At 60.6% G+C, this 18,139-nt stretch carries 18 protein-coding genes and 2 pseudogenes; 9 read left to right on the top strand and 11 right to left on the bottom strand.

Translation table 11 applies throughout. From position 1 onward, the window contains the following. Window positions 1-25: 25 nt before the first annotated feature. Window positions 26-877, bottom strand: a complete 852-nt coding sequence (locus tag BDB13_RS03840) for an alpha/beta fold hydrolase (RefSeq protein WP_176459519.1) — start codon at window positions 875-877, stop codon at window positions 26-28. 808 nt (window positions 878-1,685) lie between these two features. On the opposite strand from BDB13_RS03840, the gene BDB13_RS03835 reads away from it, so the two are divergent. Next, on the top strand, window positions 1,686-2,534 hold the full coding sequence (locus BDB13_RS03835; RefSeq protein WP_094270482.1) for a fumarylacetoacetate hydrolase family protein: 849 nt from the start codon (window positions 1,686-1,688) through the stop codon (window positions 2,532-2,534). On the opposite strand, the gene BDB13_RS32790 is transcribed toward BDB13_RS03835, so the two are convergent. Beyond that, window positions 2,535-2,876, bottom strand: a complete 342-nt coding sequence (locus tag BDB13_RS32790) for a hypothetical protein (RefSeq protein WP_254922699.1) — start codon at window positions 2,874-2,876, stop codon at window positions 2,535-2,537. 243 nt (window positions 2,877-3,119) lie between these two features. Between BDB13_RS32790 and BDB13_RS03825 the strand changes: the two genes are divergently transcribed. Further along, complete coding sequence (locus BDB13_RS03825; protein WP_094270481.1) at window positions 3,120-3,479, top strand: hypothetical protein; 360 nt, start codon at window positions 3,120-3,122, stop codon at window positions 3,477-3,479. A 9-nt stretch (window positions 3,480-3,488) separates the two neighbouring features. Here the strand turns inward: BDB13_RS03825 and BDB13_RS03820 are convergent, their stop codons facing one another. Beyond that, a complete protein-coding gene (locus BDB13_RS03820) occupies window positions 3,489-4,124 on the bottom strand; it encodes a DUF5701 family protein (protein WP_094270480.1) in 636 nt (211 codons plus the stop codon). A 175-nt stretch (window positions 4,125-4,299) separates the two neighbouring features. On the opposite strand from BDB13_RS03820, the gene BDB13_RS03815 reads away from it, so the two are divergent. Together BDB13_RS03815 and BDB13_RS03810 are read left to right on the top strand one after the other, a co-directional pair. Then, window positions 4,300-5,550: a M23 family metallopeptidase gene (locus BDB13_RS03815; RefSeq protein WP_094270479.1), complete on the top strand. Its 1,251-nt coding sequence runs from the start codon at window positions 4,300-4,302 to the stop codon at window positions 5,548-5,550. Between the two features lie 17 nt (window positions 5,551-5,567). Then, window positions 5,568-6,896: a diacylglycerol/lipid kinase family protein gene (locus BDB13_RS03810; RefSeq protein WP_094270478.1), complete on the top strand. Its 1,329-nt coding sequence runs from the start codon at window positions 5,568-5,570 to the stop codon at window positions 6,894-6,896. An 8-nt stretch (window positions 6,897-6,904) separates the two neighbouring features. Here the strand turns inward: BDB13_RS03810 and tnpA are convergent, their stop codons facing one another. Then, entirely contained in the window at window positions 6,905-7,357 is a 453-nt protein-coding gene (tnpA, locus tag BDB13_RS03805) for an IS200/IS605 family transposase (protein ID WP_094274653.1), read from the bottom strand. Between the two features lie 19 nt (window positions 7,358-7,376). Between tnpA and BDB13_RS03800 the strand changes: the two genes are divergently transcribed. Together BDB13_RS03800 and BDB13_RS03795 are read left to right on the top strand one after the other, a co-directional pair. Continuing rightward, window positions 7,377-8,597 carry an RNA-guided endonuclease InsQ/TnpB family protein gene (locus BDB13_RS03800; protein ID WP_176459518.1) on the top strand — a complete coding sequence of 407 codons (1,221 nt, stop codon included), beginning with the start codon at window positions 7,377-7,379 and terminating at the stop codon, window positions 8,595-8,597. Window positions 8,598-8,677: 80 nt separating this feature from the next. Continuing rightward, complete coding sequence (locus tag BDB13_RS03795) at window positions 8,678-9,340, top strand: YoaK family protein (protein WP_094270476.1); 663 nt, start codon at window positions 8,678-8,680, stop codon at window positions 9,338-9,340. Between the two features lie 219 nt (window positions 9,341-9,559). On the opposite strand, the gene BDB13_RS33530 is transcribed toward BDB13_RS03795, so the two are convergent. After that, window positions 9,560-10,069: an O-acetyl-ADP-ribose deacetylase gene (locus BDB13_RS33530; RefSeq protein WP_369597467.1), complete on the bottom strand. Its 510-nt coding sequence runs from the start codon at window positions 10,067-10,069 to the stop codon at window positions 9,560-9,562. A gap of 570 nt (window positions 10,070-10,639) precedes the next feature. Then, window positions 10,640-11,482 (bottom strand): annotated as a pseudogene (locus tag BDB13_RS33525) (ADP-ribosylglycohydrolase family protein); the annotation flags it as partial. A gap of 60 nt (window positions 11,483-11,542) precedes the next feature. Here BDB13_RS33525 and BDB13_RS03785 point away from each other — a divergent pair. The 3 genes from BDB13_RS03785 to BDB13_RS03775 are packed head-to-tail and all read left to right on the top strand — an operon-like array spanning window position 11,543 to window position 13,876. Then, the gene (locus BDB13_RS03785; RefSeq protein WP_094270474.1) at window positions 11,543-12,214 is read left to right on the top strand and encodes an NUDIX hydrolase; all 672 of its coding nucleotides are present in this window, start codon (window positions 11,543-11,545) and stop codon (window positions 12,212-12,214) included. Between the two features lie 50 nt (window positions 12,215-12,264). Beyond that, on the top strand, window positions 12,265-13,410 hold the full coding sequence (locus BDB13_RS03780) for an NAD(P)H-dependent amine dehydrogenase family protein (RefSeq protein ID WP_094270473.1): 1,146 nt from the start codon (window positions 12,265-12,267) through the stop codon (window positions 13,408-13,410). Further along, window positions 13,391-13,876, top strand: a complete 486-nt coding sequence (locus BDB13_RS03775; RefSeq protein WP_094270472.1) for a carboxymuconolactone decarboxylase family protein — start codon at window positions 13,391-13,393, stop codon at window positions 13,874-13,876. The genes BDB13_RS03780 and BDB13_RS03775 overlap by 20 nt, the downstream gene beginning before the upstream one ends. On the opposite strand, the pseudogene BDB13_RS03770 reads toward BDB13_RS03775, so the two are convergent. The 5 genes and pseudogenes from BDB13_RS03770 to BDB13_RS03750 all read right to left on the bottom strand — a co-directional run. Further along, window positions 13,873-14,032 (bottom strand): annotated as a pseudogene (locus BDB13_RS03770) (SDR family oxidoreductase); the annotation flags it as partial. The gene BDB13_RS03775 and the pseudogene BDB13_RS03770 sit on opposite strands and share 4 nt — an antisense overlap. A 103-nt stretch (window positions 14,033-14,135) precedes the next feature. Next, window positions 14,136-14,951: a mycofactocin-coupled SDR family oxidoreductase gene (locus BDB13_RS03765; protein WP_094270470.1), complete on the bottom strand. Its 816-nt coding sequence runs from the start codon at window positions 14,949-14,951 to the stop codon at window positions 14,136-14,138. Continuing rightward, the gene (locus tag BDB13_RS03760; RefSeq protein ID WP_094274652.1) at window positions 14,948-16,480 is read right to left on the bottom strand and encodes a flavin-containing monooxygenase; all 1,533 of its coding nucleotides are present in this window, start codon (window positions 16,478-16,480) and stop codon (window positions 14,948-14,950) included. Before BDB13_RS03760 ends, BDB13_RS03765 begins: the two co-directional genes overlap by 4 nt. Before the next feature lie 19 nt (window positions 16,481-16,499). Further along, the gene (locus tag BDB13_RS03755; protein ID WP_094270469.1) at window positions 16,500-17,102 is read right to left on the bottom strand and encodes a TetR/AcrR family transcriptional regulator; all 603 of its coding nucleotides are present in this window, start codon (window positions 17,100-17,102) and stop codon (window positions 16,500-16,502) included. Between the two features lie 99 nt (window positions 17,103-17,201). Continuing rightward, window positions 17,202-17,996 (bottom strand): IclR family transcriptional regulator, encoded by a 795-nt coding sequence (locus BDB13_RS03750; RefSeq protein WP_094270468.1) that lies wholly within the window; start codon window positions 17,994-17,996, stop codon window positions 17,202-17,204. Window positions 17,997-18,139 lie beyond the last annotated feature (143 nt).

Genomic DNA, 18,139 nt, shown 5'->3' with positions numbered 1-18,139 from the left:
CCGAGCGTTCACATGCGTGTGTGCTTCATGAAATCCACTGGTCCGGATTTGTTCGAGCAGCATCAACAACCTGGTCGATTGTGGAGATCGTGAGGGCGGGCTGTTCGGTCTGGACGTAATGGCCTGCGTTTGTGTTCAGATCGATCCTTGCATGCAGCCGTTCGGCCAGCGCATTCTGACCTGCAAGGTGGGCGGCGAAGATAACCTGACCGAAGTCTGCTGGGATACCTAGCGGCAATTCGCCTGCAGCAGCAATGGGTTCAAGGTCATAAGGCTGGTCCGATGTGAGGATGGCTGCCGGCATGGGTAGAGGATCACCGGCGTCCCGCATTGACTGGAAGCTGGGTTCGAAGTTGCTTTTCTCCTGGTTGTACGGCTCGAGGTCCGGTGAGTAATTACTGTTGAGCGTGAGCCACCACTCCTGCTCTTGCGGGGTGAGACCGTCGTAGAGCAGTTCGGTGAGGGTGTCGACGAGAACCAGTCCGTCGACGCCTGTTGGATAGGTATCGGCGTAAAGGCGGGCGATTAGCCCTCCCCAGGAATGCGCGACCAAAACAATCGGACCCGGGATCTCGGCTGCGCTCAGAAGGGCATGAAGGTCCCGCACCCCGTCGGCTGCGGTGGTGGGTTGAGGAACGGGGGTAGAGCGACTGGCCTCCACGTGTTCTCCCGTGATCGTCACTGTCCCGGGGCGGTCATAGGCGCACACACGCGTCGTCTCGGATACGCCGGAAAAGACTGGCGGGCCGGACTGTTCCGGGGTTGCCACACTCTGCCAGATATCGCTTCGGTCGGTCCGACCGGAGACGAGTACGACGGTGGGCGATCCTGACCCCTGGCACGTCAGATACATGGCGCGGCCTCCGCCGATGTCCACGAGACCAGAGAAGTCGGCACTGATTACAGTACTTGGCGTCGGGGCGCTCGAGCATCCGGTTGAAACCATTGCTGTGCATGCGAATAGAGCTATCGCGAGCCGTGATCCAGCCTTCATGATGTCCGTCTCCTCGTGAGCGGGGCAGCGACGCGGCCGGAGTCTGGCCGCGAAGTCGCCTGTTCGAGTAGTACCCCGATCGCGGTGGCGGTATCCGTGAATCTTGCCGATAAGTTAATCGCATTGTGGCGCATCATGATCAGATTCTCGAAACACTCTCGGGAGTAGCGGAGTTGATCACAAGCGGCACCACCTTGTCTGCGTGCCTCTCCTGGATCATGTAGCGGACCCATCGAATCACGTGGCAGTGCTCATAGAGATCGGAATGACCTACGTGAGCTGACGATGTGCTTGCCGTCGGGCACAACCGAAGCCGTCGCCACTCTGGACGATCAGATCTGATTTCCGTGAAGCGCCTCGGAAAGCAATGCATCGCTGGCACTATGAACAAAACGACTGATGAAGGGATGAGATCGTGCCGGGGATTTACCGAGTAGCTGCAGCTGGCGGCGTGTTGTCCGTTGCGCTGGCGCCGGGACGTGAGTATGCCGCGTACCCGGCGTTTCCCCGATGGCGATCGCATTGTGTTCCAGCTGGTGCCGCAATCCTGTCTGCTCCCGGGATGGAAAGACGATCGTGTTCGCCAGTAATCGTGGCGGGACTCCGACAGACCAGATAGCGCAAAATCCTTCCAGGGGCGGCACGTTCATTACCGACTAGTAGCAATCTTTATTCGAAAGGTTTCTCAATTATGCGTATCTACAATATTTCGGGTCGCGCTTGCCTCGGAACAGGCTCGGGCGCTGTTGATATCGAGATTGCGAGCAGCGGGGCGTTCTCAGCGGATGTGCAGAGCCTGTACTCCCGATGGGATGAGTTCACTGCATGGGCGGCAGATTTCGACGGCGCGCCGACGGTCGCAATCGAAGAGTCGGAGCTTGCGAGTCCGGTGCCGTTGCCGCCGCAGATCTTCGCGATCGGCCTGAATTATCGTGACCACGCCGTGGAGTCGGGCTTGGATATCCCTGAAATTCCGGTCGTGTTCGCGAAGTTTCCCGCCTCGGTGGCCGGTCCGTACGATCGGATTCTCTTGCCCCCGGGAGCCGTTGATTTCGAGACGGAACTTGTTGTTGTCATCGGCAAGCCGTCGCAAGGTGTGAGGGCTGCAGATGCATGGAGTCATGTGGCTGGACTGACTGTGGGACAGGATCTTTCGGAGCGCCATGCACAGTGGGCCGGAACTCCGCCGCAACAGTTCAGTTTGGCCAAGTCGTTCCCGGGCTTCAGTCCGATCGGTCCGGTGCTGGTTACGCCCGATGAGTTCGAGAACCCCGACGACCTCCAACTCGGTTGCAGCATAAACGGAGTCGAGATGCAGAAGAGCCGTACCAGCGACATGCTCTTCACGATTCCGGAAGTGATCGAGTATCTCTCTCGGATCGTTCCGCTTCTACCCGGAGATGCCATCTTTACCGGCACGCCGGCCGGGGTCGGTTTCAGCCGTGACCCGAAAGTGCTGCTTGGTCAAGGGGATACATTGACGACGTATGTGGAGGGGATCGGCGAGATGCGGCATACCTTCGGGCTTCGGGGCGAATAGCTACAAATACGGTCGAACCAGGCCGAAGAACGCGGCGCTGAAGATCAAGCCGAGTGTGCCCACGCCCAACCCGACCAGTGCGTCGACAGGTATGGATCTACTGCGCTCCGGCGGTCGTTGACCGATCGCGAACACCCCGGCAGCGATCGCACCGATGCCCAGGACGATGCCCAATCCGAACGCCCAGAAAACGAGTACCGACAGGGCGCCGAGCATCTCTGACCGCTCGCTCCATGTTGCGACACGTTGTGACGGAGTTTGCGGCGGCCATTTCGGCTCCGGGGACAACGTTGCCACGAAACTCTGCGCTCGATCACGAATCGACTGGTCGTTAAGAAGCATTGCGGACTCCACTGAATGAGGTGGTGCGGCGGTCGGTACTGCTCGTCTACCCCGTCTGAGCGGATCTATGCGGCCAGGTTGTCAGCTGGTTTCGGAATTCGGATCCAATTCACAGGGTGATGCCAGGAAAGTGGCATTGGCGGGCGTTGACTGGATTCATGGCCTGAACACGGGCTGCAACGATAGAACTGGCGAGGCGTGGGACGAGTGAAGTGGCCTCGCTGCGATCACGAAGGATTTATCATGAACTACACCAAGAAGGCTCACCCACAGCACCGGCTTGCCCGGATCGCTGTCATCGGGTCGCTGGTGATTCTCCCGGTCGGACTGTTTGCTGCACCGGCATTCGCAGACACTCCGACTGCTGTGGATCACTCGGCGACGCAGGGCACCTATCTCGTCGACGGCAGTCATCACGATGGCGACCGTGACGGCAACCATGGCAATCAGAACTGGAACAATCAAGATCCAGGTCGGTGGAATCAGAACAACCAGTGGAACCAGAACCAGTGGAACAATCAGTGGAACCAGAACCAGGGCAATCAGTTCAACCAGTGGGTTGCACCTAATTCGAATCCGTTCGGCTTCTTCGGAAGCCTGTAACAGCGTCGACTATCCCAGCGGCGTCCGATTGCTCGCGGAAGCAAACCCGAGCCAGGTGTGACGGTTGCCGGCCCAGCACCATCCGACTTTCGGTGCATTCTTGTTGTCACGTCCGTCGCGTCCGGTGCCGTTGCTTATCCACAGCGCTGGGGTGCGGGAATCGAGTGCGCCGTTGGGTTTACGCAGTCGCGAGCCGATGGTCATGAAGCATTTGCCACGTTCGAGGGCGTCGGGGCACTGTAAGAGCCAATGGATTCCCTCAGTGAGGGTCAGCGGTGTGTGCTGGGCTTCGATTATTGCAGGCAGTGCTTCGTCCGGACTCCAGTTTGCCATGTCGTCGCCGCGATCGACTCCTTCGAGGAGGTACAGCGAATTATCCGGCAGCGCACTGTGTTCGGTGGGAAGAAACTGGTCGACGTCAGTCATGTCGGTGACAATGAAGCCTTGCTTGCCGTGAAGGCTGAGCAGTGGTGCCAATACTGATGCGGGAGCGTACTTTTCGTGGATTGTCAGTAGCGCGCCCGGAGTGTGCGTAGATGCTGCGGCGGCGCGTAGGGCTTCGGCAGGGAGGCCGGCGAGTTGGTGAACTCCAAGTTCGATCAGTCGTTCGGCTTGCTGGTCGAGTGGGGGGAGCGTTGAAGGCATCTGTCAATTGTACGGACTCCCGAGAAGGTGGTGCATTCATTGAAATGGATGACCATGATTACAGTGCAAAATTATGGGTATACAAATTGATCGGTATGAAAGTAGATTCATAAATACATGCGATGTATTCGCATCGATTATTCCGACCGGTCATGTATTGATCTAATATTCACGAATGGCATATCTGACTCGCAAGAACAGTATTGCATTGATTTTTGTCGGCGCAGCGTTGGTGGCTTCTTGTTCCGGTGCGAAGGATGCGACGCAGGCAACCTCTTCGGAATCATCTGCGACTACGGTGCCGTCTTCCAATCCTGCTCCGGCCGTTCTCACTCCGGTGACTGCTGCGGCTCTTGCTCGTCCGATACCGGTGACGGCCACCGACGGCAAGGTTCACCTCGCCTATGAACTTTTCCTGACGAATACGCTCCCGCAGCCGGTTAATCTGCGAGGTATCGCGCCGATGGCCGACGGGGCGCCTTTGCAGAGTCCGATTACCGAGAATCTCTTGCCCTGGGTCAAGGTCTTCGGGGCTACGGGACCGACAACAATCCTGGGCCCCGGGCAGTCGGCACTGGCTTGGTTGGATGTGACTGTGCCGTCGCCGGCCGATATCCCCGAGGTGATGCAGCACCGAATATCGTTGCAGGTCACCACCCCGAATCCGCCTCTGCTGCCGGCCGATCTGACGGAGATCGTTGCACGTACGGAGGTGTCCAAGAAGTCTGCGATCACAATCGATCCGCCGTTGAAGGGTGAGAACTGGCTCGACGGTAACGGTTGTTGTTCGGTGACGCCGCACCGCGGCGCAGTCAGCCCTCTCAACGGTCAATTGTTGGCACCCGAGCGGTTTGCCATCGACTATGTTCAATTGACGTCCGACGGGAAGATGTTCAACGGAGATCGGACTTCGGTCAACAGCTATCCGTACTACGGGACGGACGTGTTTGCGGTGGCTGCCGGAAAGATCGTGTCGATTGTGAACGATCTTCCGGAGCAGACGCCGGGTGCCAACCCGACGGGGTTGGCCCTTGAGCAATACGGTGGAAATCATATTGTTCAGGATCTTGGAGACGGTCGATTTGCTTTCTATGCTCATCTGCAAACAGGAAGCGTGCCGTTCAAGGTCGGCGACACTCTGACAGCGGGTCAATCTTTGGGGAAGCTGGGTAACTCCGGAAATACCGATGCTCCCCATCTGCATTTCCACATCATGGACGGGCCGGATCCTTTGGCGTCGAACGGCCTTCCATTCGAGATTCGTTCATTTGATCTCACCAACCAGATCGTGAGTATGGACAACCTCTCCGACGTCACGGACACCGGTGGCGCAGCCCAGTTCGCCACGGGAGTGGCCACTGGTCCTCGCAGCAATCAGATGCCGCTCACGTTGGATGTCATGAAGTACGACGTGGCTGCCGGCTAGTCAGTAGGCTTGTGTAGATGGGAACCGGTAGCCAGAGGTGGCTGGCCCGATCAGCAGTTGCGGCGATGTTCGGTGCCGTCGTCGTTCTGCTTGTCTTCGCCGGCTTGAAGACGTTGATGCTCCTGATCTTGGGTGTCGGAGCCCTGGTCGTGAGTGTGGTGGCGGCCTACTGGTTTCTGACCAGTCGTGGCTTTCTGCGGTGGTTCGCCCTGTGCGTCGGGGTATTGACTCCGATAGTGGTGGTTGTCTTTCTCGTTCGTGCGCACCTACTTTGGGTAGTGCTGGTGACTTTCGGGTTGTTGGTAGTGGCAGCGCTCTGCGCCCGTGCAGCACTCGCGGACAAACCGTCGGATGTTGTTGTCCCGGAACATCCGTCGACGCCTCCCACCCGGCCTTTTCTGGTGATGAATCCGTATTCCGGCGGAGGGAAGGTCGGCAAGTTCGGATTGCGTGAGAAGGCCGAAGCGTTGGGCGCAGAGGTTTTTGTTCTCGATGCGGACAACCCGGTGGATGTGGCGGAACTTGTACGCAAGGCCGTCGATGACGGGGCCGATCTGCTTGGGGTGGCCGGCGGAGACGGAACGCAGGCCCTCGTCGCGGCTGTCGCGGCGGAGCACGGTCTGCCGTTTCTGGTGATCAGTGCAGGGACTCGAAATCATTTTGCAGCCGACCTCGGTCTGGACCTTCAAGATCCGTCTCATTGCCTCGATGCGCTGACCGACGGCACTGACATCTACGTCGATATCGGGACGGTCGGAGGGCGGACGTTTGTCAACAACGCGTCGTTCGGTGCGTATGCGGAGGTGGTGCAGAGTCCGTCGTATCGCGATGCCAAGACCAGCACTGCCTTGCGGATGCTCCCGGACGTACTTACCGGGCAGGACGGCGCGCACCTGATCGCACACGTTGCGGGCAACGTGATCGACTGCCCGCAAGCAGTGCTCGTGAGCAACGGACCCTACGAAACTTCAGACCTGGCAGGTCTCGGTCGTCGCCCGCGATTGGATTTGGGAACACTTGGGGTTGTCGCTCTGTCGGTGACAAATACGCGTCAGGTGATCGGATTGCTTCGCCGCGCGCATCAGCGCGGACTCACGCAGGCAACAACATCCGAGGTAATCGTCGACGCAAACATGCCGTCTATCCCGGTCGGTGTCGACGGAGAAGCATTACTGATGCCGACGCCGGTGCGATGTACGGTTCGGCCGGCTGCACTTCGGGTCCGGGTGCCGCGCCACCGCCCGGGGGTGGCGCGGCCGAAACGAACCTTCGACCTTGTGCGATTGCGCCAACTGGCCAGTTTCAGATCTGTTGACCTAGTTTCTGAGCGCAAGCCCCGTCCGTGAGGGCGGGGTCAGCGAGGTTGCTGTTTCGGTTTCCCTGGAGCGCGGGACGGCTCGCGCTGGTCGCGAACGTACGCAGCAACTTTTTCCAGAGATGCACCACCGGTGGAGGTGACGAAGTAGGACGGGGACCAGAAATGATCACCCCACAGAGCTTGCGTTACTTCGGGAAAGTTCTCACGTCGGACCCACAACGACGTGTTCGTCTTGATCGCCCCGACCAGCTTCGAGAGCGACACCTTCGGCGGATAGTCGACGAGCAGATGCAGATGGTCGTCTTCCCCGTCGGCTTCGACCAGTGTCGTCTCGAACCGTTCACAGACGTCGTGTGTCGTCGCGATCAAGTGTTCACGGACGCGGTCGGTGATCGCCCCGCGTCGGCACTTGGTCACCAACACGACGTGCGCCTGGAGGCTGTAGACCACATGCCGTCCGGTCCTGTATTTCTCCTGGTCAATGCTCATATCTGATATGATAGACCGTATGAGTATCGTGCAGCGCGTCTACCCCGGGGAGGGTGCGCAACTCGATGTGCTGACCATGCACTGCGATCACGCGCGATACGTCTACAACCTGGGGTTGGAGCAGCGTTCGTGGTGGACCCCTTCGCGCCGTCATTTCCGGCAGAAGATTTCGGTCGCCTCGCAGATGCGGGACCTGACCGAAGCCCGGCGTGAATTCGACTGGCTGCGTGCCGGTTCCACCGTCGTGCAGCAGGGCGCGCTTCGGGATTTGGATCGGGCATTCACCAATTTCTTCGCCCGCCGTAGCGGGTTTCCGACATTCAAGAAACGGTCCGGTTCCCGGCAGGGATTCGTGGTGCGTGATCTGGCGGTGCGGCGCATCAACCGGAAATGGGGCGAGATTCAGGTCCCGAAGGCCGGGTGGGTGCGGTTCCGGATTTCCCGGGCCTGGACCGACATTTCTGCTGCGACGTCGGCTCGGATCGCGCTGGCGAACGGTCGGTGGACGGTGAGCCTGACGACGCCGCCGGTACCTCGTCGGGAAGTGTCCACCACAGCGGTGGTGGGGATCGATCGGGGAGTGGCGAACTCGGTCGCCACGAGCGACGGCCGGATGTTTCATGCGCCCGGATTCTCTGCCGGGGAACAAGTTCGGTTCGTGGCCCTGCAACGCCGCTTGTCCCGGCAGCAGAAGGGTTCGGCGAACCGGGAACGCACGAAAGCGACGTTGGGGCGGATGCGGCTGCGACTGGCTGATCGTCGTGGTGACTGGATCGAGCAGACCACGACCGACATTGCCAGCACCTATGCGGCGGCGGCGATCGAGAATTTGCCGATCCGAAACATGACCCGCCGGGCGAAACCGAAACCGGACCCCGACAACGTCGGAGCTTTCCTACCGAACGGTGGGCGGGCGAAGTCCGGTTTGAACCGGGCGATCCTTGCCTCGTGTTGGGGGAAGTTCGCGCAGCGTCTCGACCAGAAGATGTCGGTAGTGACAGTGTCGGCGGCCTACACGTCCCAGGAGTGCTCGAACTGCGGTCATATCTGTCCGGAGAATCGCGAGAGTCAAGCGGTTTTTCGGTGTCGGGGCTGCGGTTTCGAGCATCATGCGGATACGAATGCTGCGATCAATATTCGTGATCGTGGGTTCAGTCTCGAATATCAACCCGGGGGCATTCTGGGGGATCGGGTGTGTCAGTCACGGAGACGTGCCGCACCAACCGTCTCGGTAGCGTGAGCTATTAGGGAATCCTCGTCTGTGAGGGCGGGGAGGATGTCAAGCATAACCTGCCCCGATAATGTGTCACGCTTTGTCAGGTGACGGGATACAGCAGATCACTGATCGGGCTCGCGATTGCTCTTGCAGGTCTGGCCGGGTACGTCGATGCGCTCGGATTCATCGTCCTGAGCGGACAGTTCGTATCCTTCATGAGCGGCAACATGACTCAGATGAGTGTCTCGATTTCCGAGGGTCTATGGTCGGTGGCCCGCGTGCCCGCGGCAGTGATTGTTCTCTTCTTGATCGGTATCGCGCTCGGAACGGTCATTACCCATGTCACCGAACGCTTTTCGATACGAGCCCGCAAGGTGGCGGTCTTGTCGGTGGTGACAACTCTGTTGGTCGTGGGTTCCGTCTTCAGTAGCTTCGACATCACTCCCGGTGCGGTCACCGCGATGGCGTTGGCGATGGGTGTCGTTAACTCGGTATTCCAGCGTGACGGTGAGGTGACGATCGGTGTCACCTATATGACGGGTGCGTTGGTGAAGATGGGCCAGCGACTGACCGGTGCATTTCTCGGTGGACCGCGGTGGGCGTGGCTGCAGCACTTCGGTATGTGTGCGGGGCTGATCGCGGGAGCGATTCTCGGCGCCTTGATGCACCGCTGGATCGGTGTCCATGCGCTCTGGCCGGCAGCGGTAGTTGCTGCCGGCCTGATCGAAGTCGCGTGGCTGGTATCGCCGTCACCCAGTGCCAGGTGAGAGACGCCACATTGCACGTAACCGTTAGTTACATATACTTGGTGTCGGCCGACAGGCTCAGAATTCTCCATCTACATCAGAAAGAGGTGACGCATCATGAGCGTAGTCATCATCTCGTTGTTGGTCGCCGCCGGACTTACCGCACTGGTCGCCAGTGACGGCTCGGGTCTGGACTTCGGAAACCGGCAGCTGAGTCGCCGTATGCGGACCCGCTAGCGCTCACGCAAGTACGCGCCGCATCAGGGCCGCAGACTCCTGGTTGTAGGCGACAAGAATGACGGATTCCACCTGGGTGTCCGCTGCACGGATGGCGGAAACCGCCTGCCGCACTGCATCTTCTTTGGGCCAGCCGTAAACGCCGGAGGAGATCAACGGAAATGCAACCGTCCGGGCGCCCAGGGAATCGGCAACCGCCAAGCTGCGCGTGTATGCGGAACGGGGCCGGGCCGAGAGGTCTTCGGTATCCGAATAGCGCGGTCCGACCGTGTGGATCACGTTGCGGGCTTTCATCTTCCCCGCAGTGGTTGCTACGGCGGCACCCACCGGCAAACCGTCGGGCAGGCTGGTGTTTCGAAGAACCTTGCAGGCTTCGAGGATTGCCGCACCTCCGGCGCGATGGATCGCTCCGTCGACTCCGCCGCCGCCGAGCAATCTCGAGTTGGCGGCATTGACGACGGCATCGACGTCGAGGGTGGTGATGTCGCCTTCGACGACGGTTATCGTGGGCATGGTTCCTCCGGTAGGGGTGACGGCTGTCGGGGTGACGGCGCTGTTCCAAAGGTCGGTCTTCGGGCGTGCCCATGGCATGGCGGTGCGCACGTCGAGGGGATTGCGTCCGAGCAGTACCGAGTATCGTGCAGCAACGGAGGGCGTGCGACTGTGTGCCTGAACGCAGTGCAGCAGTACGCGTTTGCCCTCTTCTCGTAGGCTCTTGACAGTCTGGGCGGCGTCGTTGATGACAAAATCAAGGTGGGCATTGGATTCGTGGCCGTCGTCGACCAGTCGGAACTCGATGTGTTCGGCACTGACCTGTTGAGTTCCCATGCGGCAGAGGCTGACTACGGCGTCGTAGTGCGCAGTCGATACCGCGTCCACTCCGCCGAGCAGCACACCGTCGTCGTGCGGGTGCGTGGTCAGATGGTGAGTGCCGCGGAACCGTGAGTAATCGAGTGTTGCCGTGGACGGCCAGCCATGTCGATCGTCGGTGCCGCCGCGGGCAGTCTTGATCGCGAGACGAATCAGATCGGCGGAGGTGTGCCCGGGCCAGCCGTGCATGATGCGGCGCCAGCGCGCCGGGACGGCCGATGCTCCCCATCGAGCGCCGAGCAGGCCGCCGGCGATGGCAGCGGTGGTGTCGGTATCGCCACCGGCGCGGACGGCAGCTTCGAGGGCGCGCTGAAGGTGGCCTACGTCGCCACTGTCGGTGGAGGTGATGGCCCACCATGCGGTTTGGAGTGCGTGGACCACCCAACCATTTTTGGAAAAGTCTCGGGGACTGCCAGTTTCGGCCTGATCGAGCAGGGGGCGCCAGTAGTTGGCTGCCTCTGCATCCGCGATGGACAGGTAGTCGCGGACGCCGTCGAAGGTGCCGTGAAGGACTGCGTGCCTGATGGCATGGGTCCACATCTGGCAGGCCTGGCCGGCGCGCAGATCGTCATGGGTGAGTGCGCTGATGCGCTGTGCGGCGTTGATTGCGCCGTCCGGGTCGTCGAGGTAGGAGAGTGCTACCGGCGCAGTGCGCATGAGTGAACCGTTGCCGCCCTTGAGGCCATCGAGCGCCCGGGCGCACTCTGTCATGGCGGACGCGCTGGTTGACCGTGCGGATAATACGGCCTGGGTCTGATTTCCGATGTCGGCAGGTTCGGAGTTGTACCACCGAACAAACTGCGCTGCAATGGCATCGAGTCCTTCGGTGCCTCCGATATCGATTCCGGTTGCTGCCACCTCGGCAATGCACAGGGCCATCGCGGTGTCGTCGGTCCATTCGCCGGGCGCCCACTTGAAGGGGCCGCCGCCGATCATGTTGATCGACGCCTTGGCGTTCGGATACGTGAATTCGTATCCCGCGCCGAGGGCGTCGCCCGCTGCGGTGCCGAGCAGTACCCCCGCTGCGCGGTCGGACTGCTGTGTGGTCAGGTTCATGTTCGCCCCTTTGCTCAATTTTGAGCTAACAATAGATCATGTTTGAGCTAACATGCAAGAGTGGATGAATGGAAAGATTCGACTGGTCATGCTCTGACGGATTACCCCCGTCCGTCGATCGCCGTGGATGTGGCGGTACTGACCTACTCGGACTCCACGCTGAAGGTGCTGGCAGTCAAGCATCGCCGCGGAAAACTGGCGCTACCCGGAACGTTTCTCCATGAACGTGAATTGCTCACTGCCGCAGCTGATCGTGCCTTGCAGACAAAAGCGGACATGGCGAATACGGAGTTCCATCAACTGGCAATCCTCGACAACCCCGACCGTGACGACAGAGGGTGGGTGCTGTCGGTAGCGCACGCTGCCGCGATACCGCAATCCGCGCTGCCCACCGGCGCGATCCTGCTCAATGCGTACGGCGCCGACGATATGGCCTTCGATCACACTGAGATAGTCAGGCTGGCCGTCACCGACTTGCGGCACCGGTATGCCGTCAATATCGATCCGACCGGATTCCTCGGGGATACCTTCACGGTTCCTCAACTGCGACAACTGTACGAGGTAGTCTTCGACCGCGAACTGCAGAAAGACGGGTTCCGGCGCCATGTCATCGATTCACTGATCAGTACCGGAGAATACGCCCGAGCGGGCACAGGTCGTCCGGCCGAGACGTATCGCCGAAAGCCTGGAGTCGCACTTCCAGCGCAAGCTTTGGTGTTCCTGACCGGGTAGTTCGCGCATTCTGCCGTGCGATGAACTCCGGGCTGAGTAGTGTCCGACTCATGGATGTCAGTGATGCCACGGCAGGTCTTGTTGGACGGATCCGAACCGTCGTCTGGGGGACCGGGAACGTCGGTCGTGCCTCGATTCGCGCAGTGGTCGCAAATCCTGCCCTCGAGTTGGCAGGGGTCATTGTCGCGAACCCGGAAAAGGTCGGCCGAGACGCGGGGGATCTTGCTCAACTCGGATACAGCCTCGGCGTAGCAGCTACGGATAACGCCGACGCGGTGCTCGCTACCGCCCCCGGTGCGGTTGTCTACGCCGCGTCCGGAGAGATTCGGCCCGACGACGCGGTCGCGGACATCACGCGCGCACTGGACGTCGGCGCAGTGGTTGTGACGCCGTCGGTGTACGCGCTGTACGACTATCGATCGGCCCCACCGGAAGTGCGTGACCCAGTCGAGTCCGCGGCCAAGGCCGGGGGCGGCGCACTTTTTGTGTCCGGCGTCGACCCTGGTTGGGGAAACGACATACTTCCCGTGCTCGTCAGTGGATTAGCGGGAACGATCGATCAGATCCGGTGCCAGGAAATCTTCGACTACACAACCTACGATCAACCCGATTCCGTCCGCTATCTGGTCGGTATGGGTCAACCCATGGACTACGAGCCCCCGATGGTGGCCCCAGGTGTGCCGACGATGGTGTGGGGCGGCCAGATTCGGCTCATAGCCCGGGCTTTGGGTGTTGAACTCGACGCTGTGCGTGAGACACTGCTGCGTCGGGAACTCGATCAGAGTGTCACGACGGAGCAGATGGGTGAGTTTGCCGCCGGAACCCAGGGTGCTCTGCGCTTCGAAGTTCAGGGGATCGTCGACGGCAAGCCGCTCATCGTCATCGAACACGTCACGCGTATCCATCCGTCATGCGCTCCGGACTGGCCGATGCCACCGGACGGTGGCGACGGAGCGCACAAGGTCATCATCGAAGGTCGCCCGCGCATCGAGGTCAATGTCGAGGCGACCGATGAGGGCGGAAACCGTGCCGCCGGCGGAAACGCCACTGCGGTAGGGCGTCTCGTCAATGCCATCCCGTGGCTACGTGCCGCGAAGCCTGGCTTGTACGATGCGCTCGACGTTCCACTCACCGCTGGCGTCGGTAAACTCGGCGCCGAAACTTGGAGGACAGAGCATGAACATCGACATTCCTGAAGGCAAAGATCCTCTGGCTTATGTGTGGGGAGAGATGGTTCCGGGCATCGGTCCGGCGGCGGCGGCCCTATCTCAAAACGTCTACAGCAAAAGCTCTTTCGGTCTTCGAGAGTTCGAGGCCGCACGTCTGCGTATCGCGCAGATCAACGGATGCATCACGTGCCAGGACTGGCGCACGAAACGTGACGGCGAAATTGTGGAGTCCACTTTTGCCGAAGCCGTCACGGATTGGCGTACTACTGACGCCTTCGACGACAGGACCCGTTTGGCCGCGGAATACGCCGAGCGGTATGCCATCGATCATCACAACCTCGACGACGAGTTCTGGAAGCGTATGAGCGCCCACTACTCTCAGGCCGAAATCGTCGAGCTGAGTATGTGCCTCGGATCGTGGTTGGCCTCAGGTCGGCTCAACCACGTCCTCGGCCTCGACATGGTGTGTGCGTTGCCCAGCAGCGAATCTTAACTGCCGAGGGTTGTCAGATCGGGGTAGTTGGACACTTCCCATCCGCCGTCGACAACCAGTGATGTTCCGGTGACGTAAGTGGCGTCATCGCTCGCAAGGTAGAGACACGGGCCGGCAACTTCTTCGGGAGTTGCCGGCCCGTGCCATGGGAATACGTGTGGTCTGGCAGATTGTCGGCGAAGAGTTGCCCGACAAGGGTTCGTACGCCGGCCGCTCACAGACCCGACCAGCAGAATCATGCCGAAGTGTTCCGGGTACGTCAGCGAGCGAGGAACCCCTTGTCCACCGGTATCTGTGCTCCGGTGATCACGGCCGACGCGTCGCTTGCAAGCCACACAACAGCTTCCGAGATCTCAGCCGGCTCAATCAACCCGTCGGTCTTGAGCAGGTTCGGCGGGTAACTGTAGACGTACGTGGGGTACTTTTCGAAGAGCTTGTACATCGAAGTGTCAGTTCCCAGTGCCGTGTTGGTTCCGTACGGCAGAACAACATTCGCACGAATGCCGAACTCGCCCAACTCCACCGCCAAAGCCTTTGTCAGGCCCACGACCCCGAACTTTGCGGCGGCGTAGTGCCCGCAACCGGGAGGCGCTTTCACGCTGGCCGACGAGCCGACCGTGATGATGGATCCGCCGTTGCCGGCCTCGATCATCGCGGGCACCGTCGCCCGGATCGTGTTCCACACACCGGTCAGGTTGATGTCGACGGTCTCCTGGAACTGCTCGGCCGAGATCTCCCAGAGACGGCCCCAATTGCACACCCCCGCGTTGGCGACCACGATGTCGAGGCGACCGAACGTTTCGATGATCTCGGCGACGACCGCCTGCTGGGCCGCGAGGTCCCGCACGTCGAGTTGCCGGGTGAGGACCTTGCGCCCTTCCGCCTCGATCAACCGCGCAGTCTCCTCGAGGTCCGCAGGCTCGGCCATCGGGTAGCCGCTGAACTCCGCGACCGGACCGCACACGTCGACGGCCACGATATCGGCCCCAGCCTGCGCCATGCGGACTGCATGCGAACGGCCTTGTCCGCGAGCCGCTCCCGTAACATACGCAACTTTTCCTGCAAGTGAGCTCATGACTGAACCTCCGTGAATGTGTAGTCGTTGAATGATGAAAATCGGCTGAACCAGAAAGCGCCGCTGATGGTCTGCGGCCGGTAGTAGAGGGCCTCGCCCTGCGAGTTGACGAAATAGGTGCGAAGCCCGGGGTTGCTGTCCACGGTGTAGGCGCTGATCGCCTTGCCGTGACGGCGCATCTTGCGCACCCACCGGGCGAAGGCTTCGGTGCGCACCTGCGCCACAGTCGCGCCCCTTCGTTCGGTCTCGGCGATCACTCGGACGGCGTGCCGGGCGGTCAGATCCACGAACGTGTGCCACGCGATGCCGACGTACCCCTGCGGGGCGACCAGCGCCCAGCGGTTCGGCAGACCCGGATGCGCGCTGCCGCCGTAGCTGCGCAGTCCGTTGCGGCGGTAGTCGTCGGCGAGGTCGAACCCGGCTGGGCCGACGACGGCGCCGCTGCGGTACGTCTCCGGATCGGTGAACAGTTCGTATCCGGTGGCGGCGACGATCAGGTCGTACGGGCGCTCGGCACTGTCCGACGTCCGAATGCCGTTGGCGGTGACCCGTTCGATCGGGTCGACTATCAGCGACACCTTCGGATCCGCGAGGGCGGGGAAGAAGCTGCTCGACAGCACCGGCCGTTTGGCGAGGATGCCGTAGCCGGGTACCAGGGCGCTGCGGACTTCGTCGTCGTCGATGTTGCGCCGCAACATGGTTCGATAGATCGATTGCCAGATTCGGTCGTACTGCGGCATGACCGTGGAAAGGAATTTGCGGGGCAACAGCGGCAGCACATTGCACAGGATCTGCATAGGCAGTTCCATAGCAACCAGCGCAGACCCGTTGACAAGTGCGCCCACACCGGGCATTCCGAGAAAACGGTGGGCACGCGGCGACAGTTCCACATCGGGCTTGGGCAGAATCCACGACGGTGTCCGCTGATAGATATCGACGCTGCGGGCCTGCTGGTAGATGGCCGGGACGATCTGCACCGAACTCGATCCGGTACCGATCACCGCAACCCGTTTGTCGGACAAGTCGTAGTCGGGGTCCCAGGCGTTCGGGCGCAGGACGGTTCCGGCGAACTCGTCGATTCCCTCGATGCCGCTAGCCGATTTGGCGTTGATGTAGCCGCCGACGGCGTTGATGACGAACCGCGCGCGAACAGGGGCATCGTCTTCGATGTGCAGAATCCACAGTTGCTCGGCGTCATTCCACGACTCCTTGAGCACTGTGCAGTTGCCGCGAAAGTACTTGTGCAGGTTCAGGTCGTCAGCGACTCTCCTGTTGTATTCCTGGATTTCCGGGCCGGTCGGAAAGAGTCGTGACCAGTCGGGCTTGCGCGCGAAGGGGAACTGATAGAACAGCGTCGGCACGTCCACGGACAAGCCGGGGTAGTCGTTGTCGCGCCAGCTTCCTCCGAAGTCGTGACTGCGTTCGAGGATGACGAAGTTTTCGATACCGGCTTGCTGCAGATGGTGGGCAGCGGTGATGCCGCCCGGTCCGGCGCCGATGATGGCGACGTCGACGTACTCGTGTGTCATTTCCACTCAATTCTGGTCGTCAACGACGTGGCGCCAAGCCGTCGAGCATGAGGTTGCCGATGCGTGTTCGCGCATCGTCTGCGCTGCTGAACCCAGCCACCGACAACGGCAGGATCTCCAGACTCAGGAGTACGCGAACGATCCAGTCGCCGGCGTGCATCGTGTCCAGGGTCGAATCGACCTCACCCCGCCCTTGGGCATCCGCGACGAGTGCCGCCCAGAATGCGGCCCAGGTCCGGCAGAGTTGGTCGCCGTAGTGCTCGAGCAGTGTCGTGATGATGCTGTCGGTCCGCAGTGGCGGCGCCAAGGCTTGCGGAGTGGTGGCGTGTTCGTAGATAAGAGCGGCTGCCTCGCCGATTTGGCTTCGCAGGGTCGTCTGGGGTGTCACCGCGGCAGCCAACCCGTCGATGAAGGCATTACACAGGTACGCGAGACCAGCGTTGATTGCGGTCTCTTTGTCGCCGAAGGCGTTGTACACAGTCCCTCGGGATACTCCTGCAATGGTGGCGACTTCGCTCAGTCGAAAGCCTCGAACTCCGTTGCGCCGAACGCATTCTGCGGCTCCGAACACCAAGTTCAGGGGCGGGGCTGCTGCCTTTGTCTCGATTTCGCTATTGAGCATAATGAACAAATTACGTCAAAGTGTTCAATTTGGGATCGGAATCGCAAAACTCGGTACACCTGGCAAATGCGCCGCCTGGTGGTCCACACACTCAAGGCGTCACGAAGCTTCGGAACGATCCTGTGAACGCAGATCATTTGCGACACATCTGTCCCAGATATCGCGCGCTGCAATCCGCACCGTGGATACGAGTTGGTTCAGTTTCACTTGGTCGAGAGGTCCGCAGACCGAGACCGCGGACCGGTTCCCGTAGTGGTGATCGCGTGGACCGATAGATGTTGCGATACAGGCGATTCCGAGTACTGATTCTTCGCGGTCCATCGCGAAACCGCGGTCGCGGATACATTCGAACTCCGCGTGGAGGCGGTCCTGTGAGTCGATGCTGTGTTGAGTCGTTTTGCGCAGCGGAGTGGGAATGGAACCGTGGACCTTGTCCTCGTCGAGATTTGCGAGAATCGATTTGCCGACGGCGGTGAGGTGCGCGGGCATCCGGGAGCCGACGCGGCTGGGCAATGTCAGCGGTGTGCGCCCGGGGATACGGTCCAAGTACAGCGTGTCACCACTGCTTACAGCGGCCAGATGTACAGTCAGGCCCGTTGAACGAGCTAACTGGTTGAGTACAGGTAAAGCGCCGTGGCGTAGTCGGTTCTGATTGAGTGCCCACTGGCCGAGTTCATATGACTTGCTGCCCAGCTCGTATCGATGCTCGAGTCTGGTGAGCCATCGTTTTGCGAGAAGTTGTTCGAGCAGGCGATGGGACGTTGAACGAGGAATCCCCGTGCGTTGGGACACCTGTGAAAGCGTGAGGGGCCCGGAATCTTCGAATGTTTCGAGGATAGCCGAAATTCGATCCACTACCGATACCGGATCGTCTACCTTGCTAGTGGTTCTCACCAGTAACTCCTACCTTGCAGCAATTGCATGATCACGGTCATAGTTGCGTCCGATTGGCATTGGCAAACGAGTAGCCCAACCAGAGAGGTCGTTTGCCGAGAGCGTCAGCCGAAGAGGTCACCAGATGATCGCTACTGGATGAT

It is taken from the genome of Rhodococcus sp. OK302, assembly GCF_002245895.1.
Classification (GTDB): Bacteria; Actinomycetota; Actinomycetes; order Mycobacteriales; family Mycobacteriaceae; genus Rhodococcus_F.
The sequence above is the reverse complement of the archived record's forward strand: the minus strand, read 5'-3'. Positions and strand labels throughout refer to the sequence as shown.

What these genes read in the sequence shown, in the direction of transcription:
- BDB13_RS03835 (WP_094270482.1), top strand. Translation starts at nt 1,686, where the DNA reads ATGCGTATCTACAATATTTCGGGTCGCGCTTGCCTCGGAACAGGCTCG.
- BDB13_RS32790 (WP_254922699.1), bottom strand. Translation starts at nt 2,876, where the DNA reads ATGCTTCTTAACGACCAGTCGATTCGTGATCGAGCGCAGAGTTTCGTG.
- BDB13_RS03825 (WP_094270481.1), top strand. Translation starts at nt 3,120, where the DNA reads ATGAACTACACCAAGAAGGCTCACCCACAGCACCGGCTTGCCCGGATC.
- BDB13_RS03820 (WP_094270480.1), bottom strand. Translation starts at nt 4,124, where the DNA reads ATGCCTTCAACGCTCCCCCCACTCGACCAGCAAGCCGAACGACTGATC.
- BDB13_RS03815 (WP_094270479.1), top strand. Translation starts at nt 4,300, where the DNA reads ATGGCATATCTGACTCGCAAGAACAGTATTGCATTGATTTTTGTCGGC.
- BDB13_RS03810 (WP_094270478.1), top strand. Translation starts at nt 5,568, where the DNA reads ATGGGAACCGGTAGCCAGAGGTGGCTGGCCCGATCAGCAGTTGCGGCG.
- tnpA (WP_094274653.1), bottom strand. Translation starts at nt 7,357, where the DNA reads ATGAGCATTGACCAGGAGAAATACAGGACCGGACGGCATGTGGTCTAC.
- BDB13_RS03800 (WP_176459518.1), top strand. Translation starts at nt 7,377, where the DNA reads ATGAGTATCGTGCAGCGCGTCTACCCCGGGGAGGGTGCGCAACTCGAT.
- BDB13_RS33530 (WP_369597467.1), bottom strand. Translation starts at nt 10,069, where the DNA reads ATGCCCACGATAACCGTCGTCGAAGGCGACATCACCACCCTCGACGTC.
- BDB13_RS03780 (WP_094270473.1), top strand. Translation starts at nt 12,265, where the DNA reads ATGGATGTCAGTGATGCCACGGCAGGTCTTGTTGGACGGATCCGAACC.
- BDB13_RS03775 (WP_094270472.1), top strand. Translation starts at nt 13,391, where the DNA reads ATGAACATCGACATTCCTGAAGGCAAAGATCCTCTGGCTTATGTGTGG.
- BDB13_RS03765 (WP_094270470.1), bottom strand. Translation starts at nt 14,951, where the DNA reads ATGAGCTCACTTGCAGGAAAAGTTGCGTATGTTACGGGAGCGGCTCGC.
- BDB13_RS03760 (WP_094274652.1), bottom strand. Translation starts at nt 16,480, where the DNA reads ATGACACACGAGTACGTCGACGTCGCCATCATCGGCGCCGGACCGGGC.
- BDB13_RS03755 (WP_094270469.1), bottom strand. Translation starts at nt 17,102, where the DNA reads ATGCTCAATAGCGAAATCGAGACAAAGGCAGCAGCCCCGCCCCTGAAC.